The organism is Caldichromatium japonicum, from assembly GCF_011290485.1.
In the GTDB taxonomy this organism is placed as follows: domain Bacteria; phylum Pseudomonadota; class Gammaproteobacteria; order Chromatiales; family Chromatiaceae; genus Thermochromatium; species Thermochromatium japonicum.
Map to the genome: position 1 here is coordinate 295722 of NZ_CP048029.1, position 25148 is coordinate 320869.

Consider the following 25148-nt stretch of genomic DNA (forward strand, 5'->3'; position numbering starts at 1 on the left):
GGGTCGCCAATCATCCCGCGCGCTCGCACTCTTGAGCGCGGTTGAGGTCTTGCATGTGCGGAATCGTCGGCATCGTCGGTACAGGTCCCGTCAATCAGACGCTCTATGATGCCCTGCTGCTGTTACAACACCGCGGCCAAGACGCCGCGGGGATCGTGACCTGCGAGGGGAATCGGCTGCATCTACGCAAGGATGCAGGGCTGGCGCGCGACGTCTTTCAGACCCATCACATGATCCGGTTGCGCGGCACCATGGGGGTGGGACATGTGCGCTATCCGACCGCCGGCACCTCCAGCCTCGCCGAGGCCCAGCCCTTTTATGTCAATTCGCCTCATGGGATCGTGCTCGCCCATAACGGCAATCTCACCAATGCCGAGACCTTGAAGCACGACCTGATCCACGAGGACCTGCGCCATCTCAACACCGACTCGGACTCCGAGGTCCTGCTCAATATCCTCGCCCATGAGCTCCAGATCCAGGGCCGGGTCCCGATCGACGAGCAAGACGTCTTTCGCGCCGTGGCCGGGGTGCACCGGCGCTGTCGCGGTGGCTATGCCGCGGTAGCCATGATCCCTGGGTTTGGGATCTTCGCCTTTCGCGACCCCTATGGCATTCGGCCCCTGATCTATGGCAAGCGCGAGGGCGCCGAGGGGGTCGAATATATGGTCGCCTCCGAGAGCGTTGTCCTCGAGCCTCTGGGCTTTAAGCCCATCGCCGATGTGGCACCTGGGGAGACGGTGGTGATCACGGTCGATGGGCGGATCCATACCCAACAGTGCGCCGAGCGGACGATGCTCTCCCCCTGTATCTTTGAGTTTGTCTATTTCGCCCGCCCCGACTCGATCATCGACAACATCTCGGTGCACAAGGCGCGCTCGCGCATGGGCAAGAAGCTGGCAGCCAAGATCAAGCGCGAGTGGTCGGATCACGACATCGACGTGGTGATCCCTATCCCCGACACCAGCCGCACTGCAGCCCTGCAGCTCGCCAGTGAGCTCGGCGTTCCTTATGCCGAGGGTTTCATCAAAAATCGCTATATCGGGCGCACCTTCATCATGCCGGGGCAGAAGGTGCGTAAGCGCTCGGTTCGCCAAAAGCTCAATCCCATCGATCTTGAGTTTCACAAAAAGAATGTCCTCCTGGTCGATGACTCGATCGTGCGCGGGACAACCTCGCAGCAGATCATCCAGATGGCGCGCGACGCCGGCGCCTATCGCGTCTATTTCGCCTCGGCAGCCCCTCCCGTGCGCTTTCCCAATGTCTATGGGATCGATATGCCGGCGGCAAGTGAATTGATCGCCCATAACCGCACCGAGGAAGAGGTCAGGCAGGCGCTCGGGGCCGATGGCCTGATCTATCAGGACCTCCCCGACCTCATCGAGGCGGTGCAAAAGAAGGGCAAGTCGCAGATCGATCGCTTCGACACCTCGGTCTTTAATGGCGACTATGTCACCGGCGATGTCACGCCTGAATATCTCCAGGCGCTCGAGGCCCGGCGCAACGATCGGGTTCGGGTGCATCAACCGAGTGATGGCGAGGACACCCTTGACCTCTATAACTCCTACTGATCTCTTGGATGCGGGCGAGACCCCTGAGCCCGCTGCATGGGGATTTGCCACCCGTGCCATCCGCACCGGTCATCGGCGCACCGCCGAGGGCGAACACAGCGAGCCGCTCTTTTTGACCTCGAGCTTTGTGTTTCAAAACGCCGCCGAGGCAGCGGCCCGTTTTGCCGGTGAGGCGCCCGGGAACGTCTATTCGCGCTTTACCAATCCCACGGTACGGGCCTTCGAGGAGCGCCTGGCGGCGCTCGAGGGCGGGGAGTGCTGTGTGGCCACGGCCTCGGGGATGGCGGCGATCCTGGCGGTCTGTCTGGGACTGCTTAAGAGCGGCGATCGGATCTTGGCGTCGCACAGTCTGTTCGGCACAACGACCGTCCTCTTCGATAAATATCTCTCGCGTTTTGGCATCCGGACCTCTTATGTCCCTTTAAGCGACCTGGAGGCCTGGGCCTCGGCGATCGATGGGCGCACCCGGCTGCTCTTTTGTGAAACGCCCTCCAATCCGCTCGCCGAGATGGTGGACCTGCGGGCGCTTGCCGAGATTGCCCATCGCTATGGAGCGTTGTTGGTGGTGGACAATTGTTTGTGCACGCCCGCGCTCCAGCGTCCGCTGGCCCTGGGGTCGGACCTGGTGGTCCATTCGGCGACCAAATATCTCGACGGTCAGGGGCGCTGTCTCGGCGGGGCGGTGGTCGGCGATCGCCAGCGGGTGGGCGAAGAGGTCTATGGGGTGCTGCGCACGGCAGGTCCAAGCCTTAGCCCCTTCAACGCCTGGGTGTTACTCAAAGGGCTGGAGACCCTGGAGCTGCGGATGCTCGCCCAGGCGCAGGCGGCCCAGGCCCTGGCCGAGTGGCTGAGGGGCCAGCCTGCTGTCCTGCGCGTCCATTATCCGGGGCTTGCCGATCACCCCCAGTATCATCTGGTCGGTACCCAGCAGCGCACAGGCGGGGCGCTCGTCTCGTTCGAGGTCGCAGGCGGGCGCGCGGCGGCCTGGCGGGTGATCGACTCGACGCGGCTGCTCTCGATCACCGCCAATCTCGGCGACGTCAAGACCACCATCACCCATCCGGCGACCACTACCCATGCCCGGCTCACCCCGGAACAACGCGCTGCCGCTGGGATCAGCGAGGGCCTGATCCGCATCGCTGTGGGTCTGGAGGCGCTTGATGATATTAAGACCGATCTGGCCCGCGGTCTGAACGCATTAAGCTGTCCATGTTCTTAATAAGAAACACATGCTATAAGAAACACATGCTTTTGAAATTGAGTGAGCTGTCCTGATGTCGTGGGCATGGAAAGACGAGACATGAGATTGCTGTCGTTTGCGGCGCGCGAAGAGCGGCGGCGTAGCTGGACGTATGAAGCGATAGGCGCGCAGAGGGGATTGTTGGGCGCAGGGGTGTTCGACATCTGCAAACGCTATGGGCGCGAAGGGGCCCAAGGGCAAGGGGGGTGGGTGCAAGGTGGGTGAGAAGCGGGCGCTGTTGGCGGAGCAGGACGCCCAGATACGCAAGCTCATGTGCGACGGGACACCGGATCAGCTGAAGCTGCCGTTTGCGCTGTGGAGCCGGCAGGCGGTGCGGCAGTTGATCCTCGACCGTTTTGGCATCGAGCTCAGGCCGCAGGGGGAGGGCAAGTACATGGCGCGCTGGGGATTGACGCCCCAGAAACCGATTCGGCGCGCCTATGAGCAAAGCCCGCCGGCGGGCAAGACGTGGCTTGAGGAGATCTACCCGGACATTGCCCGGCGCGCCAAGGCCGAGGGCGCCGAAATCCACTGGGGCGATGAAACGGGGCTGCGCTCGGACGAGGTGCGCGGGCGCTCTTATGCGCCGGCGGGCAAGACGTCCGAGATTCGCGTCACGCACCGTCGCGAAGGCCTGTCGGTGATCTCGACGCTGACCAACCGCGGCAAGGTGCGTCGGAAGGCGTTCGCGGGGGCGATGAACGCCGACATCCTGATCGACTTCATGAAGCGGCTCGTCAAGGACGCCAGGGGCAAGAAGATCTTCCTCATCCTCGACAACCTGCGCGTGCATCACACCAAGCCGGTCAAGGCGTGGCTGGCTGCATGCGCTACTTCCAGCATCCCAAGCTCCGTGATGCCGCGTAATACAAGTTCATTGGTTTCGGATCAATAGACAAAACCAGGCCTCGCTGATGGCACGGCTTGACATCCTCTGTCCGGGGCTGTTTGGGCCTTTTGCCGATCCAGCCGCATTCCCCCTTCAGGCACCTGCCTTGGCCAGGCTGATAGGACGCGCCGATCATATGTCTCGCCTGACTGGGGAGGCATCGCCAGACCCTGGAGCGGTCTTTCTGGGCGCGGCCGGTCTTACCTGGCCGGCTGATGAGTCGCCGCCGAGCGCCCCCATCGCCTTGTTGGGCGAGGGATGGTCTGTTGATCCTGAGGTCATCTGGATGCATGCCAACCCTGTACACCTGCGCCCTGATCGCGATCAGTTGCGCCTCTATGCGGGCGCGGCCCTTGCCCCGCAACCGCAGGAGGTGAAGGCCTTGGTTGCTGCATTCAATCGCCATTTTGCCCCTGAGGGGTTAGAGCTGGTCGCTGCGGCGCCCGAACGCTGGTATCTGTGCCTCAGACACCGCCCGCTGCAGTTAGAGATGGCACCGCTGCCGGTGGTCCAGGGCCGTTCCTTGAGCGGATACCTCCCGCAGGGTCAGGATGCGGTGATCTGGATGCGTCTGCTCACTGAGGCCCAGATGCTTTTTCACGCCCATCCAGTCAATCAGAGACGGGCCGCCTTAGGGCGGCCAAGCCTGAATGGTCTTTGGACCTGGGGTCAGGGGCGTTTGCCAACGGCCTTCACCCCAACAGCGGATGAGTTGATCGGAGATCTGCCGTTGGTCAAGGGCTTGGCTCAGCTCGGGGGCTGTGCATATCGGACCCTAGACGACTGGCTCGCCGACCCCGCGACAGGTCCTCAACGGCGAATGGTGTTTTGGGACCGGCACTGGCGGGCCTCTGTGGATCAGGATCTAGGGTCTTGGCAGGCGGCCACCCGCGCCCTGGATGATGCCCTCGCCCGGCTATGGAAGATCATGGCGCGGCGGCAGCTGGCCTCTTTGACCCTTGACCCCTGCCAGGGGCCTCTCTTTAGACTGAAGCCCCACCACCGCTGGCGGCTGTGGCGTCGGCCAAGCCTGGGCGCAGGCCTGTGGGGTAAAAAGGGCTCCTAGGAAACGCTAAGAAAAACGGCCATCCCCCCGCCTTTCCCTGGCTAGCGAGGTCTCAACCGATGGATCGCTACCCCAGGTGCAGGGGCGCCCTGTGGCGCCTGGCCATTGTCTCAGCCTGTTTTTAACGGGTGCCGGGACGGCGCACCGGCTCCTTCAAGGTCACCAGTTCCTCGGCACTACAGGGATGGATCGCGACCGTATTGTCGAGGTCCGATTTGGTGGCGCCCATTTTGACGGCGACTGCAAAGCCTTGCAGCATCTCATCGACCCCATCGCCGATCAGATGGATGCCGACCACCCGCTCCTCTGGGCCGGCGCAGATAAGCTTCATCGCGGTCCGATACCCATGGGCGCTTATGGCATAGCGCATGGGGGTGAACTGGGTCTCATAGATGCTGAGCGTATCGCCATAACGCTCGTGCGCCTGGGGCTCGGTCAGCCCGACCTTGCCGACGGGGGGATGGGCGAAGACCACGGTCGGGATGTTGTCATAATCGAGCCTGACCTCGGGTTTGTTGTTGAACAGGCGCTCGGCCAGCCGGCGACCGGCGGCGATGGCCACAGGTGTCAAGGGCTCGCGCCCAGCGACATCGCCGATCGCATAGATCCCTGGGACCTGGGTATTTTGATATTCATCGGTCGGGATGACCCCGTTGGGCGCCACCTCGATCCCCGCCGCCTTAAGCCCTAGTTCACGCGAGTTGGGGGCGCGTCCGACCGCCCAGATCGCCTGATCGAAGCCGCCGAGCCTTTGGCCGTCGCGGGCAATGAGCGCGATGCCCTGCTCATCCCGCTCGAGTGCGGCGACCTCGAATTCAAGATGGATCTCGATGCCAGAGGTACGCATGTTCTCGGCGAGGACCTGGCTGACCAAGGGGTCGAACAACCACAGCAACCGATCCTCGAGTGCAACCACAGTGACCTCAGAACCGAGTGCGCGCAAGACGCCCGCCAGCTCCACCCCGATATAGCCCCCGCCGATGATCGCCACCCGCTTGGGTTGTTCCGCGAGGGCAAAAAAGCCATCCGAGGTGATGCCTAGCTCGGCCCCGGGCAGCCGCGGCACGATCGGTCGGCTGCCGGTGGCGATCACCAGGTGCTCGGCACTGTATAGCTCATCACCGACTGCCACCGTACGGGCATCGACAAGGCGCGCTGTACCCTTAAGATGTGCAATCCCGAGCCGCTCTACATACCCCTCCCAATAGGCATTAATGGCAGCGACATAGCGATTGCGCCCTTCCACTAATCTCGACCAATCGACCCCTGCAAGGTCAGCCAGGATGCCATAACCAGGGGCCTCGGCGACCGCAGAGGCGAGATGTGCGGCATACCACATGACCTTTTTGGGGACACAGCCGGCATTGACGCAGGTCCCGCCGAGCTTAGAACGCTCGATGAGGGCGATGCGCTTGCCAAGCTGTGCGGCCTTTTCGGCGATTGCTAGGCCGCCGCTGCCACCGCCGATGGCGATCAGATCAAAGTGTTGGGACATACCTTTGCTCCTGGCGCTTGAGGTGTCCTTGGGGAAAAGGACCGGCCATTGAAAATGAAAGCGGGCCTTTCACCCGCTGCAGACAGCTGACAGGATGATGACAGGAAGGGACGGGTTTGCACACCCGCCCCCGCGGGGTTTAGCGGCGTTCCTGCAACCAGGCGATGACCGCCTCCGAGCCGCCGATCAGCTTGCCATTGACGAAGACCTGGGGCACGGTGCGGGCGCCGGTGATGGCGCGCAGACCATGCTCGGTATAGTCGCGGTTGAGGACCAGTTCCTCGAACTCGATCCCGGCATTACGCAGGGCCTCTTTGGCCTTGACGCAGAAGGGGCAGCCATCGCGGCTGAGGACAGCGACATCCAGCACCTGCTTCTCGGGCGCCAGATAATTGAGCATGGTGTCGGCGTCCGAGACCTCATAGGGGTCGCCCTCGACCTCGGGCTCGATGAACATCTTTTCGATCACACCATCGCGCACCAGCATGGAATACCGCCAGGAGCGCTTGCCAAAGCCGATGGCGCTCTTGTCCACCAGCATGCCCATCTTTTCGGTGAACTCGCCGTTGCCGTCAGGCAAAAAGATCAGATTGTCGGCATGCTGGGCCTTCTGCCATTCGTTCATGACAAAGGCATCGTTGACCGAGATGCAGACGATCGCATCGACCCCGAGCTCCTTGAAGACGGGGGCTAGCTGGTTGTAACGCGGCACATGCGAGGAGGAGCAGGTAGGGGTGAAGGCACCGGGCAGCGAGAAGACGACCACGGTCTTGCCGGCAAAGATCTCATCGGTTGTCACATCGACCCAGTCGGCGCCCTGGCGGGTGCGAAAGGTGACGTTCGGGACACGGCTACCGGTACGGTCTTGGAACATGTTTCGCGTCTCCTTGTAAGGGATTGAGGGGGTTAGTGATCTGAAGCAAGGGTTAGTTTAATGGATGATTGTGACCGGGTGAAAATGGATTATAAAGATCATTATAATCGGTTTGTACGATCATTGGCTGTCCCGATGAGGGACATGCCCATCTGGACGATCTCAAGACACGTCTGCCTGATTACCGGTCGGCTGACACCGAGGCGGTCATTGCCCCGATCTTGGAGAACACTGTAAATCCTAGCCGCCTTTGTATAATTTTGCCTTGCCATGTCATCAGGCACCGGTTCATAGCGCTGTCAAAGAGACAGGTCTGTGAACCTGCGGGTCTCTCTATCCATCCGGCGATAGAGCGGCCCCCATCAGCGGCGTTCGTTGAAGATCCATTGAACCAGCATGTGGAGGAACACGATGATGAAGCGCTTGCTATTGGCATCTATCTTCGCGGGTGTTTCGGGCCTCGCCGCCCTACCTACCCAGGCCTTCTGGGGATGGTGGGGCCCTTGGGGCGATCCCTGGTATGGCGGCCCCTGGGGTGGGCCCTGGGGTGGGCCCTGGGGCGGACCTTGGTATGGCGGCTATCCTTGGTACGCTGGCTATCCCTGGTATGGCCACCCCTATGGTGTCGTGCCCTGGGCGGCGCCGGTCTATGCCTATCCCTATCCCGGTTATGTCTATCCCTCGACCAATACCCAGTCATCCACTAAAAAAGGCCAGTAGTTGATGCCAAAACAGCCCCTGCCCTTGGGTAGGGGTGTGGCCACTGCACCGCCGCGCCCTGGTGCTGTTATGATCCCCATGGGTCGCGGCGTCCATTCCCGCCCGATGCTCTGTTGGTCGCTATCTGTGGGGAGAATCTGGAGATGCGCGTGTTGGTCGGTGATATCGGTGGCACCAAGACGGCCCTAGGGCTGGCTGAGACGGATGGCGGGTCGGTACGTCTGAGCGAGACGAGGCGCTATCCAAGCCGCATATCCGCCTCTCTTGAAGGGATCATCCAGGATTATCTCCATGAAACCGGTGCACGCTGCCGGTTCGCCGCCCTTGCAGTCGCCGGACCTGTTTATGATCGCCGCTGCGAGGCGACCAATCTACCTTGGGTGCTGGATGCCGAGTCACTCGAACAGGACCTGGGCCTGACCTGTGTCGAATTGATCAATGACCTGGAGGCTGTCGCCTGGGGGATCCCCCTCCTACACACCGAGGATCTGTTTGAGCTCTATGCCGGCGATTCCTTAAGCCAAGGCAATGCCTGCGTCATCGCTGCTGGGACTGGCTTAGGGCAGGCAGGTCTGTTTTGGGACGGTCTGCGTCATCATCCCTTTGCCAGCGAGGGCGGCCATACCGATTTCGCCCCCACCGATGACCTGGAATTTGCCATCCTGACCTACCTGAAGGGCCGTTTCGGGCGGGTGAGTTGGGAGCGGGTGGTCTCTGGACCAGGGATCGTCAATCTCTTCGATTTTTTCTGTTTTCATCACGGCGTCCAGGTTCCTGACTGGTTACAGGCGATCAGTAAAGAAGGCGGTGACATGGCAGCGGCGATCGCCCAAGCGGCCGTCGAGGAGCGCTGTCCCCTCTGCCGCGAGACCATGAACCTGTTTATGCGTCTGTATGGGCGTGAGGCGGGGAACACGGCGCTCAAATATATGGCCTTGGGGGGGGTCTATCTCGGCGGGGGGATCGTGCTCAAGAATCTCGAATGCCTGCGCCGTGGTGCCTTCCTTGAGGGCTTTTTCGACAAGGGACGCATGGGGTCCCTCATGCGGCGCATGCCGGTGCGTGTCATCCTGCAACCCGATATCTCCCTGTTCGGTGCAGCGCGGTTCATGGCCCTGCAATGAGCGCGATGTCCCAGCGCTCCAGATCTGCATGCATCGTCATGTTTCTGGGGGCGCTGTGGATCGCCCAGGTCCAGGCCTTGAGCCTCAAGGTCGAGGTCACGGGGCTGAGCGGCGAGTCCGAGGCCAATGTCCTGGCGCTGTTGAGCATCTATCAGGAACGCGATGCCAAGGATCTGACCGCGGCACGCATCGAGGCCCTCCATCGGCGTGCCCCCGAGCAGATCCGCAAGGCCCTGGAACCATTTGGCTTTTATCGGGCCGAGATCGAATCCCAGCTCGAACCGCCTACCGAACCGGATGGTGCCTGGCGCGCCTGGTACAGGATCGATCCAGGCGAGCCAGTACGCATCGTGCAGATCGACTATCAGCTCACCGGACCTGGCGCCGACGATCCAGCCTTGCCTCGATCGCTGCCATTGCGCAGCGGCGAGGTCTTGAGCCATGCTGCCTATGAACAGGCGAAGTCCGAGCTGCAATATGCCGCTCTCAGCCGCGGCTATGTGGATTATCAGCTTAGCCGCCATCGCGTCCTGGTCGATCCCCTGACCAATACAGCCTTGGTCGAGCTCTCTCTCGATACCGGCCCGCAATACCGTTTTGGTCCGGTCCAATTCAAGCAAGATCTGCTCGATGAGCGGCTGCTCAGGCGCTATGCCAGCTTTGCCCCTGGCGAGATCTATAACCCGGATGTATTGCTCGCCCTGCAAGGGCGCCTGCTGAGCAGCGAGTATTACCGCGATGTTGAGATCATCCCGCACAAGGAGGCCGCTGATGCCGAGCGCCGCATCCCGATCGAGGTCGTGGCTCAGCGCAACCTGGCCAACAAATACCGGGTGGGTCTGGGTTTTGCGACCGATGTCGGCCCGCGTCTGACCCTGGATTATCATCGCCGCTATCTCAATCCCTGGGGTGACCGGCTGCGCGCCGAGCTGAGCCTAGCCCCCGCCTTCTCGCAATGGCAACTGGAGTATCGCTTCCCGATCGGCGACCCTACGCGCGATTACATCCTGATTCGACCCTTCTCCAACTACTATGATACTGCGGCCCGTGAAGGCTGGGTGCATGGGTTGCAGATTGCCCATTCGAGCCAGCGCCCCCATGGCTGGCGCCGCACCCTGGGGCTCGATTATCGCGATGAGGACCTCAGCGATCAGGGCGGTCGTCAGGTGCAGCTCGCCGAGCTGGCCCCCAATGTCGCCTGGTCCAAGACGGTCGCCGATGATCCGATCAATACGAACGAAGGTTACCGCATGCGCTACAGCCTGGTCGGCGCCGTACAAGGGGTGGTGGCTGATACCTCCTATCTCAGCGTTCAAGCCCAGCTCAAATGGATCAAGCGCTTGAATCCCGATTACCGCCTGATCACCCGGGCTGATCTTGGGGCAACCTGGGCTAAGGATCTGTTAGACCTCCCCGCCAGCCGCCGCTTTTATGCCGGCGGCGATAACTCGATCCGCGGTTGGGGCTTCGAGGCCCTGGGTCCAACCGATCCGCAGACCGATGAGACCCTGGGCGGGCGCTATCTGGCGGTCGGCAGCCTGGAACTCGAACGCCGGATCGAAGGGCGCTGGAGTCTTGCGATCTTTACCGATTTCGGCAATGCCTTCGATCCGGATTACAAGCAAGACATCGCCAGTAGCCTGGGTATGGGCCTGCGCTGGGCCTCACCGCTCGGTCCGGTACGCCTGGATCTGGCCTTTGCCCTTTCCAAGGAATATCCGGATAGCAGCTGGCCGCCGGCCCGCCTGCATATCGTGATCGGACCGGATCTTTGAGCATAGGCATAGGGGCGCTGCATGGCCGAAGATCAGAAGACTCAAGCCACCGACCCGACTGGCGCGGATATCCAGACGGGGCAGTCCCCGGAGACCCCGTCCAAGCCGCGGCCCTGGTCTTGGGCGCTCCGCTTGGCCAGCGTCTTGTTGGCCCTGGTCCTGATCCTGATCGCACTGGCGGCCTTCCTGATCAGCACAGCCAGCGGCTTACGCTGGGGTGTGGCGCTCGCCGAGCGCCTATTGCCCTTGCATGTCGTCCAGGTGGAGGGGCGGCTTAGCGATCGGCTGTATGTGGCCGACCTGACCCTCAACCTGCCGCACCTCGGTCTGCATCTGCAATCATTGGAGCTCGCGTGGCAGCCGCGGGCAGTGCTCGACGGCCGCCTGGTGGTCACCCGCCTTGCTGTCCAGGGGCTTGCCATCCGGCTGCCGCCTGCAAGCCAGAAGGATAGGCCTCTGAGCTTGCCGGCAGTGCTGCTGCCTCTGAGGATCGAGGTAGGCGAGATCACGCTGCAGGGTTTGCAGCTCCAGAGGACAGGCCAGCCTGAGCCTTTGTTTGTCTTGAGATCCGCGCATCTGCAGGATGGGCGGTTGGCGGATGGGGTATTGCAGGTGGGGCGTCTGGAAGGCGATCTAGACCATCCTGGGCTGCATCTGGAGCTTGCAGGTCGAGCAAATCTAACTGGCGATTATCCATTGGCGGTCGACCTTGCCTGGTATCTGAACCCGGCCGCGGGCGCGGCCATCGCTGGCTCGGGGCGGGTAGAGGGGGATCTGCGGCATCTACGCCTCGCCCAGACCCTGAGCGGCGCTGTTTTGGCCCAGGTCGAGGCTGAACTCGAAGACCTGCTCGCCGACCCGAAGTGGGACGCCCGTCTCCAGGTCGCGCAGGTCGAGACGCCTGACCTACCCAAGCTGGATCTCCAGGCCGATCTTGCGAGCACAGGCCGGCTGCATGACGCCCAAGTGACTGGTCAGGCGCAGCTCAAGGCGCCGCTGGAGCCTGATCCCGTGCTGCTTGCGGCCCAGTTCGAGGTCCGCTGGCAAGGAAAGCGCCTCTTGATCCAGTACCTCGCCTGCACGCTCCCCGAGGTCGAGGCGAGGCTTGGGGTGCGCGGGGAACTGGATCTTGGCCAGCCGATGCCTCGTTTTATCCTCGAGGGCGATTGGCAAGGGCTGCGCTGGCCAGTGACCGGTGCGCCTGAGGTTCGCAGCAATGCCGGCACCTTTGCTGCCCAAGGGGATCTCCAGAGCTTTACCTATCGTCTTGCCGGTCAGGCCGCGGGCAGGGGGCTCATGGATGTCGCGGTCGAGCTGGCGGGGCAGGGGGGGGCGCATGACACCCGTATCGATACCCTGGTCATCCATGCCCTTGACGGGAAGCTGGAGGGCCAGGGGCATGTCGGTTGGTCGCCCGAGCTGGATTGGACATTCGACCTGAGGGCGATCGAAGTGAATCCTGGCACCTGGTTCGCCGATTGGCCTGGGCGTCTCTCCGGGCGACTCAACACCGAGGGGGGGCTCCAGCACTGGACCCTGGCCATCCAGGAGGTGCAGGGCGAGTTGCGCGGTTATCCTCTCGCTGCAGACGCCGAGCTTGCAATGCAAGACGGTCATGACCTCAGCATCCAGGGGCTGCGTTTGACCTCCGGACCCAGCCGTCTGAGCCTAAGCGGACGTATCGCCCAGTCGCTTGACCTTGCGCTCAACCTGGATGCCCCAGAGATTGCAAGCCTCTGGCCCGGTGCTGCCGGTCAGTTGACGCTCGATGCCAGAATGAGCGGCGACCGCCGTTCCCCCAGCGTGCGCCTGGAGCTCAAGGGTGAAGGGATGCGCCTGGGCGAGCAGGCGCTCGCTCGACTCGAGGGCCAGGCCGAACTCGATCTGGGGGGGCGCGGGCGCGCCGCGCTCCAGCTCAAGGGGCGCGACCTTAGGGTCGGAGGCCTGGCCTGGTCCGCATTTGAATTGACCAGTTCGGGGAGCCTCCTGGATCATCGCCTCCAGGCCCAGCTCAAGGGGGCGCCGCTGGCGCTCAACCTTCAGGCCCAGGGATCGCTGGCCGACAGCGGGCGCTATGCGGGACAGGTGACCCGGTTGGACCTGGAAGGCAAGGATCTCGGGTGCTGGTCGCTCCAGCGCCCGGTGAAGCTGAGCCGCGATGGGGAGCGGTTGGCGGCAGCGCCCTGGTGTCTGCGCGAAACCAAGGGCTCTGGAGGCTGTCTAGGTTTCGAGAAGTCCGCCCCTGGGCGCTGGGGCCTGGAGTTTGACCTGGACCGACTCGATGCCGGCTTGGTCAAAGGCAGCTTACCGGACGGCCTAGAGGCTGAGGGCGCCATCCGGCTCAAAGGCCGCCTCCAGGCGGAGGGTCCCCTCCTCAGCGGCGAGGTACGCGCTGAGATGGCGCGTGGGCGCCTCAGGTTTAAACTAGGCGGCGATCAGATCGAGACGCTGGAGCTGGCTGACGGACGTCTGGACATGACTGCGAATCGCGCTGGCCTGGAAGCGCGTTTGGCGCTGCCGCTCGGTCGCTTGGGGCGCATCCAGGGCGAACTCGGATTGCCGGGCTGGCGGCTCGATCAGAGTGCATCGTCACTGCGCGGGCGGCTCTCCGCCGAACTTCTTGACCTTAAACCGCTCGCCGCTCTGCTTCCCGAGATCAGCGACCTCAGGGGCGCCTTCCGCTCGGATCTAGTCCTGAGCGGCACGCTTGCGCAGCCCGTGGTCAGCGTTCAGGCACAGCTACGCGACCTGCGTTTCCAGGTGCCGATGTTGGCCCTCAGGGTCGAGGACCTCGACCTCGCAGTCGGCGCCTCTGCCAACAGTCAGCTTGCCATCTACGGCCAGGCGAGGTTGGGCGGCGGTACGCTCGAACTCAGCGGTCAGGGGCAGATCCTTGCGGACCGGCCTTGGGTCAGGCTGGGGCTGTCAGGGGGGCGCATCAAGCTCGTCAATACCCGCGAATATACCGTCTATGTCGAACCCCAGCTCGAGCTCGGATTGGATCAGGAAGGCGCCCGGGTCAGCGGCGAGATCCGTATCCCCGAGGCACGCCTGCGCCCGCACACCCTGCCGCCGGGGACGGTTTCACCCTCGCGCGATGTGACCCTCGTCTCTGAGCAGGCGGGCCAATCCTTTCCGCTGCGCCTGGATCTGCGCCTGGTGTTGGGCGACGAGGTCAGCATGGATGGATTTGGGCTGCGCGGGCGTCTGGTCGGCGACCTCCATCTCTCCCAAACGCCAGGGCGCGAACCCCTGGGTGATGGCCAGCTCCAGATCATCGACGGCCAGTATCGCCTGAGCAGTGGATTTGGGATTGCTGCCGAGCTCGGTGCACCGCTGCACATCACCCAGGGCCGGCTCGTCTTTGCCAAAAGCCCGCTTAACAACCCTGGGCTCTGGCTCCAGGCGGAGCGGCAGGGCGGGGATCTGACCGCCGGGGTGCGGGTCGTCGGGACCCTGCGCCAGCCCAAGCTGACCTTCTTTTCCGAGACCGATCCGGGTTTGACCCAGGCCGACATCACCAAATATCTCATGACCGGTATCCCCCCCACAGCCAATGATCGGGCCCAGGCGGGGCTTGCTGTCGGGACCTATATCGCGCCCAGGGTCTATATGGAATACGAGAGCGGGCTGGGGGGCGATTCGAACCGGCTCAAGCTGCGTTACGATCTTTCCAAACATATCGAGCTCCAGGCTGAAACGGGCGCCAAGCAGGGTGCGGATCTCTTTTTCAAGTTTGAACATTGACTGGCGGCTGTGGGGGCCACTCGCCTGGCCGAGCTGGTTTGTGGTTTGGTGCTTGGAGGCATTGGGGCATCTGCCCTTTCCTGTCCTCTGGGCCCTCGGACAGGTGGTGGGGGTGTTGGGTTATCTCATCGCCGGAAAACGGCGGCGGGTTGCGCGGCGCAACCTGGAGCGGTGTTTTCCGGGGCTTGATGCGCGCACGCGCGAGCGTTTGCTCATCGCCCATTTCGCCTGGCTGGGGGTTGCGGTCCTCACCCAGGGGGTGGTCTGGACCGCCTCGCGCAGGCGTCTTGCCCGTCTGGTGCGCATCTGCGGGCGCGAGCATCTGGATCGATGCATCGCCCGCGGGCAAGCGGTCATCCTTTTGGTACCGCATTTCGTGGGTCTGGAGCTCGGTGGGGCGGCCTTCAGCGCCTTGGTCCATCCGGGGGCCTATATGTATCAAAGGCTGCGCAACCCGGTCTTCGACCAGCGGGTCAGACGCGCCCGCCAGCGCTTCGGAAGTATAGCGATCGAGCGCCGAGACGACCTGCGACCGCTGATCCGCGCCCTCAAAGGAGGCAGACCCTTGTTTTATCTCCCCGATCAGGATGCAGGCAGGCGCGGGGTCTTTGTCCCCTTTTGCGGGGTCCTGGCCTCGACAGTGCCCATGCTCGGGCGCTTCGCTGCCCTGACCCAGGCCGCTGTGATCCCTACCCTGGCGCGTTTCTTACCCTGGGGGCGGGGTTTGGAATTGATCTTTCTTCACCCGCTTGCCGACTTCCCGAGCGGCGATGTGCAATCTGATGCAACGCGCATGAACCAGGCGATCGAAGCCACCTTCTCTGAGATGCCAGCCCAGTATTTTTGGGTCCATCGCCGTTTCAAGACCCGACCGCCAGGTGAGGGGCAGAGCAATCGCAGAAATTGATATAAGGGTCAGGCCGAGGAACTCGGCACGGTCATCGTCCGAGCTGTAAGCGATGGGGCGAGGGGCCTTGATCCCGCCCTTGCGCTGGATGGGGGCGGTGGCGGACAGACCCATCTCAAATTCACCTTAAAGCAGCGCCATCATCTCTCGTCTCAGGCATTTCCACCATAGATCCTTAAGCGAGCCTGGGGTTGTGATTGCCCGGATCCATCCTCGGGGCTTGGTAAAGGTTTACGCCATTAAACCCAAACACGCATCATCCCATCGAACCTTTGAAATCCGCCGCTCCGGCGAAGACCTGTGTCCGGTGGATCACAGCATATGGGTTTCGGCTTGCGCCGGAATGATAGGATCATCGGCAGGTGGGTGTGCAGGGTTGCGCATCAGACGACCAGCTCATTGGCCCCCAGGATCGCCAGCAGGATAGAGAGGATGATCCCCGCCACGATCACCCCTAGACCGATGATCAAGACCGGTTCGAGCAGGGTCAAAAGCCGCTGGATACTGGCGCGCGTCTCGCGCTCATAGAGGCTTGCGACCTTGGCGAGCATCGCATCCAGGCTCGCCGACTCCTCGCCTACTCGGATCATCTGCAGTGCAAGCTCCGGTAATGCCTGACGCTTGGCAAGGGGCCCCGCCAGCCCCCGCCCGTGCTTGAGGTCATCGCTCGTCTCGGTGAGCAGCCCAAAAAGCTTCTGATTGCCTACGACCTCCTTGGCCAGATTCAGGGCATTGAGCAAGGGCAGGCCGTTTTTGAGCAAGACCGACAGGGTATGACACAGGCGCGCCGTCTCCATCTTCCAGACGAGATCCCCGAACAATGGGAGCTCCAGGACCCAGTGATCGAGCCTACGCCTGACCTCTGGGGTTTGCAGCCAACGCTCGAGCAGGATGGCGATCAGGGCGAGCGCACAGAGCATCGCCCACCAATAATTGCGAAACAGGTCACCCGCAGCGACTACGATCCGCGTCGGCAAGGGAAGCGCCGCGCCCATGTCCTGAAATAACACAGTGAACTGGGGGACTACGAACACTAAAAGCAGGATCACCGAGAGGCCAGCGACGATCAATAGGATCGAGGGATAGACCAGGGCCGAGATCACTGTCTGGCGTAGCTCGGCCAGGCGCTCGAGATAATCGGCCAGACGATCAAGGACCTGCTCTAAGGCCCCGCTCGCCTCACCTGCGCGCACCATATTGATGTACAGCGGGGGAAACTGACGGTCCTGGGATTCCAGGGCGCTAGAAAAGGAGGCCCCCCCGCGTACCCGGGTCTGAAGGTCGGTGAGGACCCGCGCCAGATGCTCCTGGCTGGTCAGATCGATCAGGATCTGCAACGATCGATCCAGGGTCATCCCCGCCTCGAGCAGGGTTGCAAGCTCGCGGGTGATGAGGCCGATCTCCTTTTGGCTCAAATGCCGCCGCGGGCGCCGTTCCCATAGGCTAAAGCCCCGGCGTGTACGCGCCTCGAGCGGGATCAGGCCTTCGGCCTGGAGATGGCGGATGACCTCAAGCTCGGTCTGCGCCTCGCGCTCGCCCTCGATCAGCTCGCCATCGGGTTTGACGGCCTTGTAGAAAAACTTGGGCATAATGTGGGAGCCCTATGTAGTTTTCTCAGACGCGGCGGCTCAATCTTGCTCTCTAGCGCCCCTGAATGCGCCCGGGAGCCTCTGTATGCAACCTGAAAGGGAAGATCATTCATGCCTGGGGGCCGGAGGATGTGGTCTGCGCTGAGCCGTACGATACCAAGGGCAGATCCAGCCAAACCGCCGATAGGTCTGGGTCAATCCCCAGGGTACCGCCCAAACGCTCGGCAAGTGCCCCAATGCTGACCAAACGGAAGGTCTCCTGGCCTAGGGTCAATGCGGCCAGAGGTTCGAGAGGCAGTTGCCGCGGCCAGGCATCCTTGGGGATGGCATCTCCCTGGAGCTCGAAACGGATGCCAAGCCCCTGGCCGCCCGTCTCGCTGCACCTGGCGTGCAACCTGATCCGGCCAGCGGCACTCAAGGCAATAGCCTGGGCGGTTAGGGCAAAAAGGATCTGCTCCAAGGTGGGCAGATTGCACCAGAAGTCCTTCGGTAGGTCTGGATCAACCAGAGAGATCAGGCGAATACCCTTGGCCGCTGCCTCGCCCTCGAGGAGCTGGATCACCCGCATCAGACAGTCTCTAGGGGTGCAGGTAACCTCGGGTGCAGCTTGCTGTGCATCCATTGCTGGCCTCAGCCGATCGATGAGCATGCGCCCGATCTCTGCCAGCCATGCGCTGCCCCCACTCGCGCCCGGCTGAGCGATGTGACCGTCCTCGCCCCCTGTCTCCGGCCGGACACCGGGTCTCAACCCTACATCCGGATGCTCGGCAGCCATCCCGTATATTTGGCAAACCGCCTGGCAAAAGGCGGCAAGCAGTTGGCGATCAACCAGTCGGTCGCATTCGGCACGCAGCCGGGCAGACTCAAGCTCGGCAGTGCGGGTTGTGACCAGGGTTTCGAGTCGTTCGCGATAGGTGGACAGCTTGGCCTCGACCCGCTTGTGTTCACTGAGATCGCGCCAGATCGCCACCCAACAGGGTCCTTGGCGCGTTTCGACCCGGCGATTGGTGACCGCGACCGGATGTAATTCGCCGTTTTTGTGCCGGTGGACGGTCTCGAGGTCTCCCCAACCAACACAATTGATCCGGTCCCTCCAATAGGCAAGTCGGCGGGGGGTCAGGTCGGCCTGGATATCAGGGATGCCGAGGCGCGCAAACTCATCGCGCGTATAGCCCAGGGTCTGACAGGCGACCTTGTTGAAGGCGACGAAACGCAGGGTCTCGGCATGGATCAGGACGATGCTATCCGTGGCCTGATCCAAGATGGCTTGATAGATGGCCTGGACCTCGCTCAGCTCCTCTTGCAGTTTGCGAGAGGAGCTGAGGTCGCGGGCGATCCCCAAGACCCCGAGCGGGTCACCCTCGGGGGTGCGCAAGGGGATCTTGGTGGTCTGAAGCAGCTCCTCATGACCATCGCTGGCAAAGATGGCCCGTTCCTCGTTGAGGACCGGGCACCCGGTGCGCATGGCCTCGCGGTCATAATGGCGAAAGAGCTCGGCGAGCTCAGGGGCCGCAAAGTCGGCATCGGTGTGTCCGATGATCTCGGACTCGGATGCCCCAAAGAAAGATTCAAAGCGCGCATTGCAGGCGAGATAGATCCCATCGGGATCTTTGAGCCAAACGAGATCGGGAATGGCGCGGATGAGCCCGTGTAACAGCGGGTCGAGCGGTGCCTGGTTGCGGAGCGCCGACTGTGCTGCCTGCCCGATGGCTAGCAGGCACCCGTCGGCAAGCCGGTGGAATCCCAGCTCTACCAGGACCTCGCACTGATTGGCGCGATGCAACCACAGCACGGTATGCACGGATCGACCCGCCTCGATCTGGGCGAAGTAGGTGGGTAGGCGGTGGTGTTCGCGCGGCGCGCTCAGGTAGCGCCAACTCAGGCCCTTGAGGGCGCTCAACTCATGGCCGGTCAAGCGCAAGGCTGCGGGATTGGCATAGATGAAACCCTGGTCAGCGCTAAGCCAGATTGCCTCCGCACTCGTCTCAGCGAACAGGCGAAACGCCTCTTCATACCCGCGATACTCGGTCTCATCGAGCATATAGCCGTAGAGCAGGCGCGGCGTGCCCAGTTCATCACGCTGAACGACCCTCAGGTCATATAGCCAGCGTACCTGGGCATCGGCGCGGATGATGCGATAGCGTTGGCTCCAAGATTCAGGACCGGCGTTGAGATGATGCACCACCTCGGACGTGATCCGCTCTAGGTCGTCGGGATGGATCAAGGACATGAACGCCTGGTTCAGTATCTGTTCAGGCGGATAGCCGAAGAGATGCGTAGCATTTGGCGAGGCGTAAACGATCGGCCAATGGGATTCAGGGCGCCACGCAAGCAGGGCGACCGGCCCAGTGATACAAGGATCTGGCGGCAGGGTATTGCCTATCCCGTTGTCCGTGGACGACTGACTGGGCAAACCAGCGCGTTGCTCATGGGGCCTGGGGGGATCAAGGCGCATCGGCGATAAAGGGTCAGGTGCAAAATGGGCGCTCGATCCCGAGCCAGAGATCCAAAACGGACTGGACGGCTGCGACATTGAGCCGCTCGGTCGCCGAAAAGGGCAGGACCTCGAGCACAGCATGATCCTTGCCCAAGGCACGTTCGACTGCTAAACAGGCGCTCTTCACCGCCCCCCATTTGAGCTTGTCGGCCTTGGTGAGCAAGGCGAGGACAGGCAACCGGACACGCTGCCCCCAGGCGAGCATCTGCTGGTCGTACTCGGTCAGGGGATGGCGGATATCCATGACGATCACCAGACCGACCAGCGAGCGGCGGTTTTCGAGATAGCGCGCCAGCTCTTGTTGCCAGGCCTGTTTGACCGCCAAAGGGACCTGGGCATAGCCGTAGCCCGGAAGGTCGACCAGGCGGCGCTCATCATCGAGCTGGAAGAAGATTAGCTGCTGGGTGCGCCCTGGGGTCTTGCTGGTCCGGGCAAGCGATCTTTGATGACAGATGGCGTTGATGGCGCTCGATTTGCCGGCATTCGAGCGTCCGGCAAATGCCACCTCCCGCCCTTGATCGGGCGGGGCCTGAGCGAGCCGCGCAGCAGCGGCCAAAAAGCGCGCCCCCTGATAAAAGGGGTCGATCCGCTCAGAGGGGGTCAGGCGCAGGTCGGTCATCGATTCGCTATTGGAGGCTGGGACAGATCGGTTCAACCAGGGCAGGCGGCTGAAGGGGTCGGGCTGGGCAACCTCTGCCCCCAAAATGGGGATCATGCATCCCGCTGCCAATGACCCGAGCGCCCGCCCGATTTCTCGATGAGCTGGATCTCGGCAATCCGCATCCCGCGATCGACTGCCTTGCACATGTCATAGATGGTCAGCAGACCGATCTCGACGGCACACAGGGCCTCGATCTCCACACCCGTGCACCCGACCGTCTCGACCGTCGCCTGGCAGCGCACGGCCGAGGATTCAGGCTCAAGGGCGAAATCGATGGCGACATGGGTCAGCGACAAGGGATGGGCGAGCGGGATGAGGTCTGCGGTCCGCTTGGCGGCCATGATCCCGGCGAGCCGCGCCACCCCCAGCACATCGCCCTTGGCATGCCCGCCCGACTCGATCAGTGCCAAGGTGGCAGGCTGCATCAGGATTCGACCCTCGGCGACGGCACGGCGCGTCGTCTCAGGCTTATCCCCGACATCGACCATCTGCACTGCACCGCTGGCGGTGAAATGGATCAGCATCACTTTGTACCCTTGGTCTTGAGCCTGTCTGATAGGGTGACCTAGACCAACGACTAGAAAGCCGGCTTTTCAGGTGCATCCTCAAACATCTTGATGCTCGCCATGATCTCAGCCCAGGCCTCCTCGCGATCTCCCCAGCCTAGGACCCGTACCCATTTGCCCTCGTCGAGGTCCTTGTAGTGCTCAAAGAAATGGGCGATCTGCTCGAGCAAATATTGGGGCAGATCGCGAAAGCTTTCGACCTGACGATAGCCCTTATAGAGGTTGTCGATCGGCAGTGCCAGCACCTTGGCGTCATCGCCCGATTCGTCGGTCATCTTCAACACCCCCACCGGGCGGCACTTGATGACCGAGCCCGGGATCAAGGGATAAGGGGTGACCACCATGACATCGACCGGATCGCCGTCTGAAGACAGGGTATGGGGGACATAGCCATAGTTACAGGGATAGTGCATGGCGGTGGACATGAAACGATCGACGAACATGGCGCCGGTCTTCTTGTCCATTTCGTATTTGACCGGTTCGGAATGGGCGGGTATCTCGATGATGACATTGATGGTATAGGGGGGATTGTCCCCCCGCGAGACCTTGGAGAGATCCATGGGTATCTATTTTTGCTCAGCTTTAAAGGTTACTGGGAAGGAGCGGATTCTACCAAAGGCCTGGTCTTGGCGTGGTAGGGGGTGGTGCTCAGGGCAGTGGACTGGCTGCCGGATGCGGGTACTGGGCCTCATCCGGCGGCGCAACAGTGACTCAGAGGGCAAAATCGGCGAGCTTACGCGCGACTGGGGCGTTCTTCAGGGTCACATAGCTCGGCAGGCCGCGTGCAAAGGGCGGATAGTCCTCACCCTGGATCAAGGGATAGAGATAATCCTTACAGGACTGGGTAATCCCAAACCCGTCTTCCGAGATGAACTCGCGCGGCATGAACTTCTCGACATTGGCGACCTTGGCGAGGGGTGCCATCTCGATCTCCCAGGTGTAAGGGTCACTGCTGGTACGCTTGATCGCCGGCATCACCGCATTATGCCCGGCCAGCGCAAACTCAACCGCCGCGCGCCCCACGGCGTATGCCTGCTCGACATCGGTCTTGGAGGCCAGATGACGGGCAGCACGCTGCAGATAGTCGGCCACTGCCCAATGGTATTTATAGCCCGTGGTCTCTTTGATCAGGTTGGCCACCACCGGTGCTGCCCCACCGAGCTGGGCATGGCCAAAGGCATCGCGGGTGCCCTGTTCTGCAAGAAAACGCCCGTCCGGATGTTTGGCGCCTTCTGAGACCACCACGGTGCAATAGCCGAATGTCTCGACCTTGGATCTGAGCGTCGCAACAAAGCGCTCTTGATCGAAGGGGACCTCGGGGAAAAGGATGACGACCGGGATGCCTTGATCCTCGACCAGACCGCCGGCAGCAGCGATCCAACCGGCATGCCGGCCCATCACCTCGATGACAAACACCTTAGTCGAGGTCTTGGCCATCGAGCGCACATCAAACGAGGCCTCGAGGGTCGAGGTGGCGATGTACTTGGCGACCGAGCCAAATCCCGGGCAGTTGTCGGTGATCGGCAGGTCATTATCTACGGTCTTGGGGACATGGATGGCCTGGATGGGATAGCCCATGGCCTCCGAGAGCTGCGAGACCTTATAGCAGGTATCCGCTGAATCGCCGCCGCCGTTATAAAAGAAATAGCCGATATCATGGGCCTTAAAAACCTCGATCAGGCGCTCGTATTCGCGCTTGTTGGCCTCCAGGCTCTTGAGCTTATAGCGGCATGAGCCGAAGGCCCCGGCAGGGGTATAGCGTAGGGCAGCAATCGCCTCGTCCGATTCCTGGCTGGTATCGATCAGGTCCTCGGTGAGCGCCCCGATGATCCCGTTGCGCCCAGCAAAGACGGTACCGATACGGTCTGGATGCTGGCGCGCGGTCTCGATCACCCCGCAGGCCGAGGCATTGATGACGGCGGTCACCCCGCCGGATTGGGCATAGAAGGCATTCTTGATCGACATCTGGTCCTCCCCAATCGTTGGTTACAGGCAGTGTTTAAGCGAATTCATTGTCCAGCCCCAATGCCTGGCGCATGAACAGCTGCTTGAGGGGGTCAAGGCGCTCGGCAAGACCAAGCCCCAGGGCGCGTGTCTGCACGATCGCCGGCTCTCGGTTGCCAAATAACGCCTTGAAGAGATTCATCGCCTGAAGCATCAGGAGATTGGCCCCGCGCCGCGCCCGCTCATAACGGCGCAGGGTCCACAGGCCAGCGATATCGCGCCCATGCTGAAGGCCCATTTGGATGGCCCAGGCCAAGGCCGCGGCATCCATGAAACCGAGATTGACCCCCTGCCCGGCTAGGGGGTGGATGGCATGGGCCGCATCGCCGATCAACGCGACCCCAGGCCTAACATAGGCGCGGGCATGATGGGCACGCAAGGGGATGGCCAGGCGCTGGCTTACCAGACTCAGTGCCCCCAGCCGGGATTCAGAGGCATCGGTCAGGGCCTGATTGAACCTTGCTTCATCGAGTGCCATGAGTTCGGCGGCATAATCTTCATCCGCAGACCAGACGAGCGCACAGCGGCCATCGGCCAGGGGTAATAAGGCCAAGGGGCCGGTCGGCAGGAAGCGCTGCCAGGCGGTTGCGCGGTGCCAGTGCGTAGGCTGGACATGGGCGATGATGGCACGCTGTCCATAGTCCCATGCTTGGGTCTCGATCCCGCTCAAGGAGCGGATCAGTGAGTCTCGCCCATCGGCACCGATGAGCAGACGCGCTCTCAGAGCACACCCATCCGAGAGCCTCAGCCGTATCCCTTGCGCCTCGGTCTCGAGGTCGATGATGGAGACGGGTGAGATCAGCTTTATCTCCTCACAGGCCGATAGGGACTCCCATAGAGCGCGCTGGATGATCTGATTCTCGATGATATGTCCAAGATCGGGTTCGTTCAGCCCCTGCGCATCGAAATGGATCTCGGCACCGTTTAGGGCATCCCACACACGCATCTCGCGGTATGGACAGACCCCGAGGTCGCGGATGGTCTCCCAGACATCGAGGCGCTCCAAAAACCTTTGGCTCGCGCGGTTGATTGCTGAGACCCTGAGGTCTCTCTCATCCGCATGCCAATGGGTGCGAGGCGGGCGCGGCTCGATCACCCCGATCTCCAGCCCCTGGCCGATCAGCGCCAAGGCGCAAGCGGCACCGACCATGCCGCCGCCGGCGATGATGATGTCGAATGTCTGCTCCTCAACCATAGCTGCCCTCCAGCTCAATCCCGCCCGCCAGAGGTAGTCGGGGTCGGGGACCATCGAGCCCCATGAGATGGCGGGCGAGACGATGGCGCGCCGGCGGTGTCAGATCAAGCCCCAGTAGCCCGAGATTGCGCGCCAAGCGCAGCGGCCAGACACTCGGAACGAAGACCCGGGCTAGGGTGTCCGTGAGCATGGCGGTGAGCTGTTGGTCTCGGCCTCGCCAACGCCGGTAGGCGGCGAGGGTCGCTGAGTCCCCTGGATCTTGCCCCGCGCGCGCTACCTCGTCCAGGACAGAGGCCAAGGCCGCGACATCGCGCAGACCCAGGTTGAACCCCTGTCCAGCCACTGGGTGCAGGGTATGGGCGGCATTGCCGATCAGGATCAACCGTTCATGGACCGTCTGGCCGAGGAAACGCAGCTTGAGGGAATGAACCTGACGCAGCGAGGGCAGCCCTAGCCGCCCGAGACGCCAGCCGAAACGCGCTTGGAGGCGCTCAACGAATGACGCATCATCGAGCGCCATCAGCTCCGGGGTCTGCTCCGGGTGGCAGCACCAGACTACCGAATAACGCCCGCCGGTCATGGGCAGGAAGGCCAGGGGCCCGGTGTCGGTGAACCGTTCAAAGGCCCAGCCTGGACGTGGGCGACTGACCTCGACCGTGGTGATGACCGCGTCCTGACCATAGTCATGGCCCTCGACCCTGATACCCAAACGCTTGCGTATCCCTGAGTCATGCCCGTCAGCAGCCACGAGCAAGCGGGTGCTCAGGGTCTGGCGCTGGCCGGCCAGTTCGATTTCAAGCTCGACCCTGCCAGGTCGTACATAATGATGGGCAAGACGAGCGGGGCGGAAGATCTTGAGACCGGTGCTCGTTTCGAGCGCCCCTTCGATGGCACGCTCGATCACCCGCGCCGGGGTCACATAGCCCAGGGCCTCGACACCTTCCTCCCGATGGTTGATGCGGGTGAACCCGCAAGCGCCGCGCTCCGAGACATGGACACAGCGGATCGGTTCGGCCAGGGGCGCGATCGCCGGCCATAGACCTGTACCGCCCAGGATTTGCCGGCTACCCAAGGACAGGGCGATCACCCGATCGTCTGGGCCGGGTTGATGAGGCGGGCCGGCAGGTGTCGATTCAATCAAGGCCATCTTAAGCGGTAAGTGGCGCAAGGCGCAGGCCAGACTCCCTCCGACCAGACCCCTGCCTGCGATCACCACATCGAAATCAGTCAT

Annotated in this window: 18 protein-coding genes and 1 pseudogene; 9 read left to right on the forward strand and 10 right to left on the reverse strand. The window is 62.4% G+C overall.

Annotated elements, in window-relative coordinates:
• Positions 1 to 53 precede the first annotated feature (53 nt).
• From purF to GWK36_RS01375, 4 genes and pseudogenes are all read left to right on the forward strand, one after another.
• Positions 54 to 1568 carry an amidophosphoribosyltransferase gene (gene purF, locus GWK36_RS01355; protein WP_166269417.1) on the forward strand — a complete coding sequence of 505 codons (1515 nt, stop codon included), beginning with the start codon at positions 54 to 56 and terminating at the stop codon, positions 1566 to 1568.
• Positions 1555 to 2787 (forward strand): O-succinylhomoserine sulfhydrylase, encoded by a 1233-nt coding sequence (locus GWK36_RS01360; RefSeq protein ID WP_246237877.1) that lies wholly within the window; start codon positions 1555 to 1557, stop codon positions 2785 to 2787. The genes purF and GWK36_RS01360 overlap by 14 nt, the downstream gene beginning before the upstream one ends.
• 66 nt (positions 2788 to 2853) lie before the next feature.
• A pseudogene (locus tag GWK36_RS01370) lies at positions 2854 to 3628 on the forward strand (IS630 family transposase); the annotation flags it as partial.
• Positions 3629 to 3722: 94 nt separating this feature from the next.
• On the forward strand, positions 3723 to 4763 hold the full coding sequence (locus GWK36_RS01375; RefSeq protein WP_166269425.1) for a phosphoglycerate mutase: 1041 nt from the start codon (positions 3723 to 3725) through the stop codon (positions 4761 to 4763).
• A 121-nt stretch (positions 4764 to 4884) separates the two neighbouring features.
• Here the strand turns inward: GWK36_RS01375 and gorA are convergent, their stop codons facing one another.
• Both gorA and GWK36_RS01385 read right to left on the reverse strand, forming a co-directional pair.
• Positions 4885 to 6258 (reverse strand): glutathione-disulfide reductase, encoded by a 1374-nt coding sequence (gene gorA / locus GWK36_RS01380; protein ID WP_166269427.1) that lies wholly within the window; start codon positions 6256 to 6258, stop codon positions 4885 to 4887.
• Between the two features lie 139 nt (positions 6259 to 6397).
• On the reverse strand, positions 6398 to 7132 hold the full coding sequence (locus tag GWK36_RS01385; protein WP_166269429.1) for a glutathione peroxidase: 735 nt from the start codon (positions 7130 to 7132) through the stop codon (positions 6398 to 6400).
• Positions 7133 to 7543: 411 nt separating this feature from the next.
• On the opposite strand from GWK36_RS01385, the gene GWK36_RS01390 reads away from it, so the two are divergent.
• The 5 genes from GWK36_RS01390 to GWK36_RS01410 all read left to right on the forward strand — a co-directional run bounded on the left by GWK36_RS01390 (position 7544) and on the right by GWK36_RS01410 (position 15405).
• The gene (locus GWK36_RS01390; protein WP_166269431.1) at positions 7544 to 7852 is read left to right on the forward strand and encodes a sulfur globule protein CV3; all 309 of its coding nucleotides are present in this window, start codon (positions 7544 to 7546) and stop codon (positions 7850 to 7852) included.
• A gap of 143 nt (positions 7853 to 7995) precedes the next feature.
• On the forward strand, positions 7996 to 8976 hold the full coding sequence (gene glk, locus GWK36_RS01395; protein ID WP_166269433.1) for a glucokinase: 981 nt from the start codon (positions 7996 to 7998) through the stop codon (positions 8974 to 8976).
• Positions 8973 to 10751 carry an autotransporter assembly complex protein TamA gene (locus GWK36_RS01400; RefSeq protein WP_166269435.1) on the forward strand — a complete coding sequence of 593 codons (1779 nt, stop codon included), beginning with the start codon at positions 8973 to 8975 and terminating at the stop codon, positions 10749 to 10751. Before glk ends, GWK36_RS01400 begins: the two co-directional genes overlap by 4 nt.
• 21 nt (positions 10752 to 10772) lie before the next feature.
• Positions 10773 to 14498, forward strand: a complete 3726-nt coding sequence (locus GWK36_RS01405; protein WP_166269437.1) for a translocation/assembly module TamB domain-containing protein — start codon at positions 10773 to 10775, stop codon at positions 14496 to 14498.
• Entirely contained in the window at positions 14488 to 15405 is a 918-nt protein-coding gene (locus tag GWK36_RS01410; protein ID WP_425482767.1) for a lysophospholipid acyltransferase family protein, read from the forward strand. The genes GWK36_RS01405 and GWK36_RS01410 overlap by 11 nt, the downstream gene beginning before the upstream one ends.
• A 383-nt stretch (positions 15406 to 15788) precedes the next feature.
• Here GWK36_RS01410 and GWK36_RS01415 read toward each other — a convergent pair whose 3' ends face one another.
• From GWK36_RS01415 to ubiH, 8 genes are all read right to left on the reverse strand, one after another.
• Positions 15789 to 16994 (reverse strand): type II secretion system F family protein, encoded by a 1206-nt coding sequence (locus GWK36_RS01415; RefSeq protein WP_166269439.1) that lies wholly within the window; start codon positions 16992 to 16994, stop codon positions 15789 to 15791.
• Positions 16995 to 17103: 109 nt separating this feature from the next.
• Positions 17104 to 19407, reverse strand: coding sequence for a PAS domain-containing protein (locus GWK36_RS01420; protein ID WP_166269441.1), 2304 nt, complete (start codon positions 19405 to 19407; stop codon positions 17104 to 17106).
• 55 nt (positions 19408 to 19462) lie between these two features.
• Positions 19463 to 20077 (reverse strand): ribosome biogenesis GTP-binding protein YihA/YsxC, encoded by a 615-nt coding sequence (yihA, locus tag GWK36_RS01425; RefSeq protein ID WP_210756899.1) that lies wholly within the window; start codon positions 20075 to 20077, stop codon positions 19463 to 19465.
• A gap of 125 nt (positions 20078 to 20202) precedes the next feature.
• Positions 20203 to 20676, reverse strand: coding sequence for a cyclic pyranopterin monophosphate synthase MoaC (gene moaC / locus GWK36_RS01430; RefSeq protein WP_166269443.1), 474 nt, complete (start codon positions 20674 to 20676; stop codon positions 20203 to 20205).
• 53 nt (positions 20677 to 20729) lie between these two features.
• Positions 20730 to 21278, reverse strand: a complete 549-nt coding sequence (ppa, locus tag GWK36_RS01435) for an inorganic diphosphatase (RefSeq protein ID WP_166269445.1) — start codon at positions 21276 to 21278, stop codon at positions 20730 to 20732.
• 151 nt (positions 21279 to 21429) lie between these two features.
• A complete protein-coding gene (locus tag GWK36_RS01440; RefSeq protein WP_166269447.1) occupies positions 21430 to 22683 on the reverse strand; it encodes a 6-phosphofructokinase in 1254 nt (417 codons plus the stop codon).
• A gap of 34 nt (positions 22684 to 22717) precedes the next feature.
• Positions 22718 to 23917 carry a UbiH/UbiF/VisC/COQ6 family ubiquinone biosynthesis hydroxylase gene (locus tag GWK36_RS01445; RefSeq protein ID WP_166269449.1) on the reverse strand — a complete coding sequence of 400 codons (1200 nt, stop codon included), beginning with the start codon at positions 23915 to 23917 and terminating at the stop codon, positions 22718 to 22720.
• Complete coding sequence (gene ubiH / locus GWK36_RS01450) at positions 23910 to 25148, reverse strand: 2-octaprenyl-6-methoxyphenyl hydroxylase (RefSeq protein ID WP_166269451.1); 1239 nt, start codon at positions 25146 to 25148, stop codon at positions 23910 to 23912. Before ubiH ends, GWK36_RS01445 begins: the two co-directional genes overlap by 8 nt.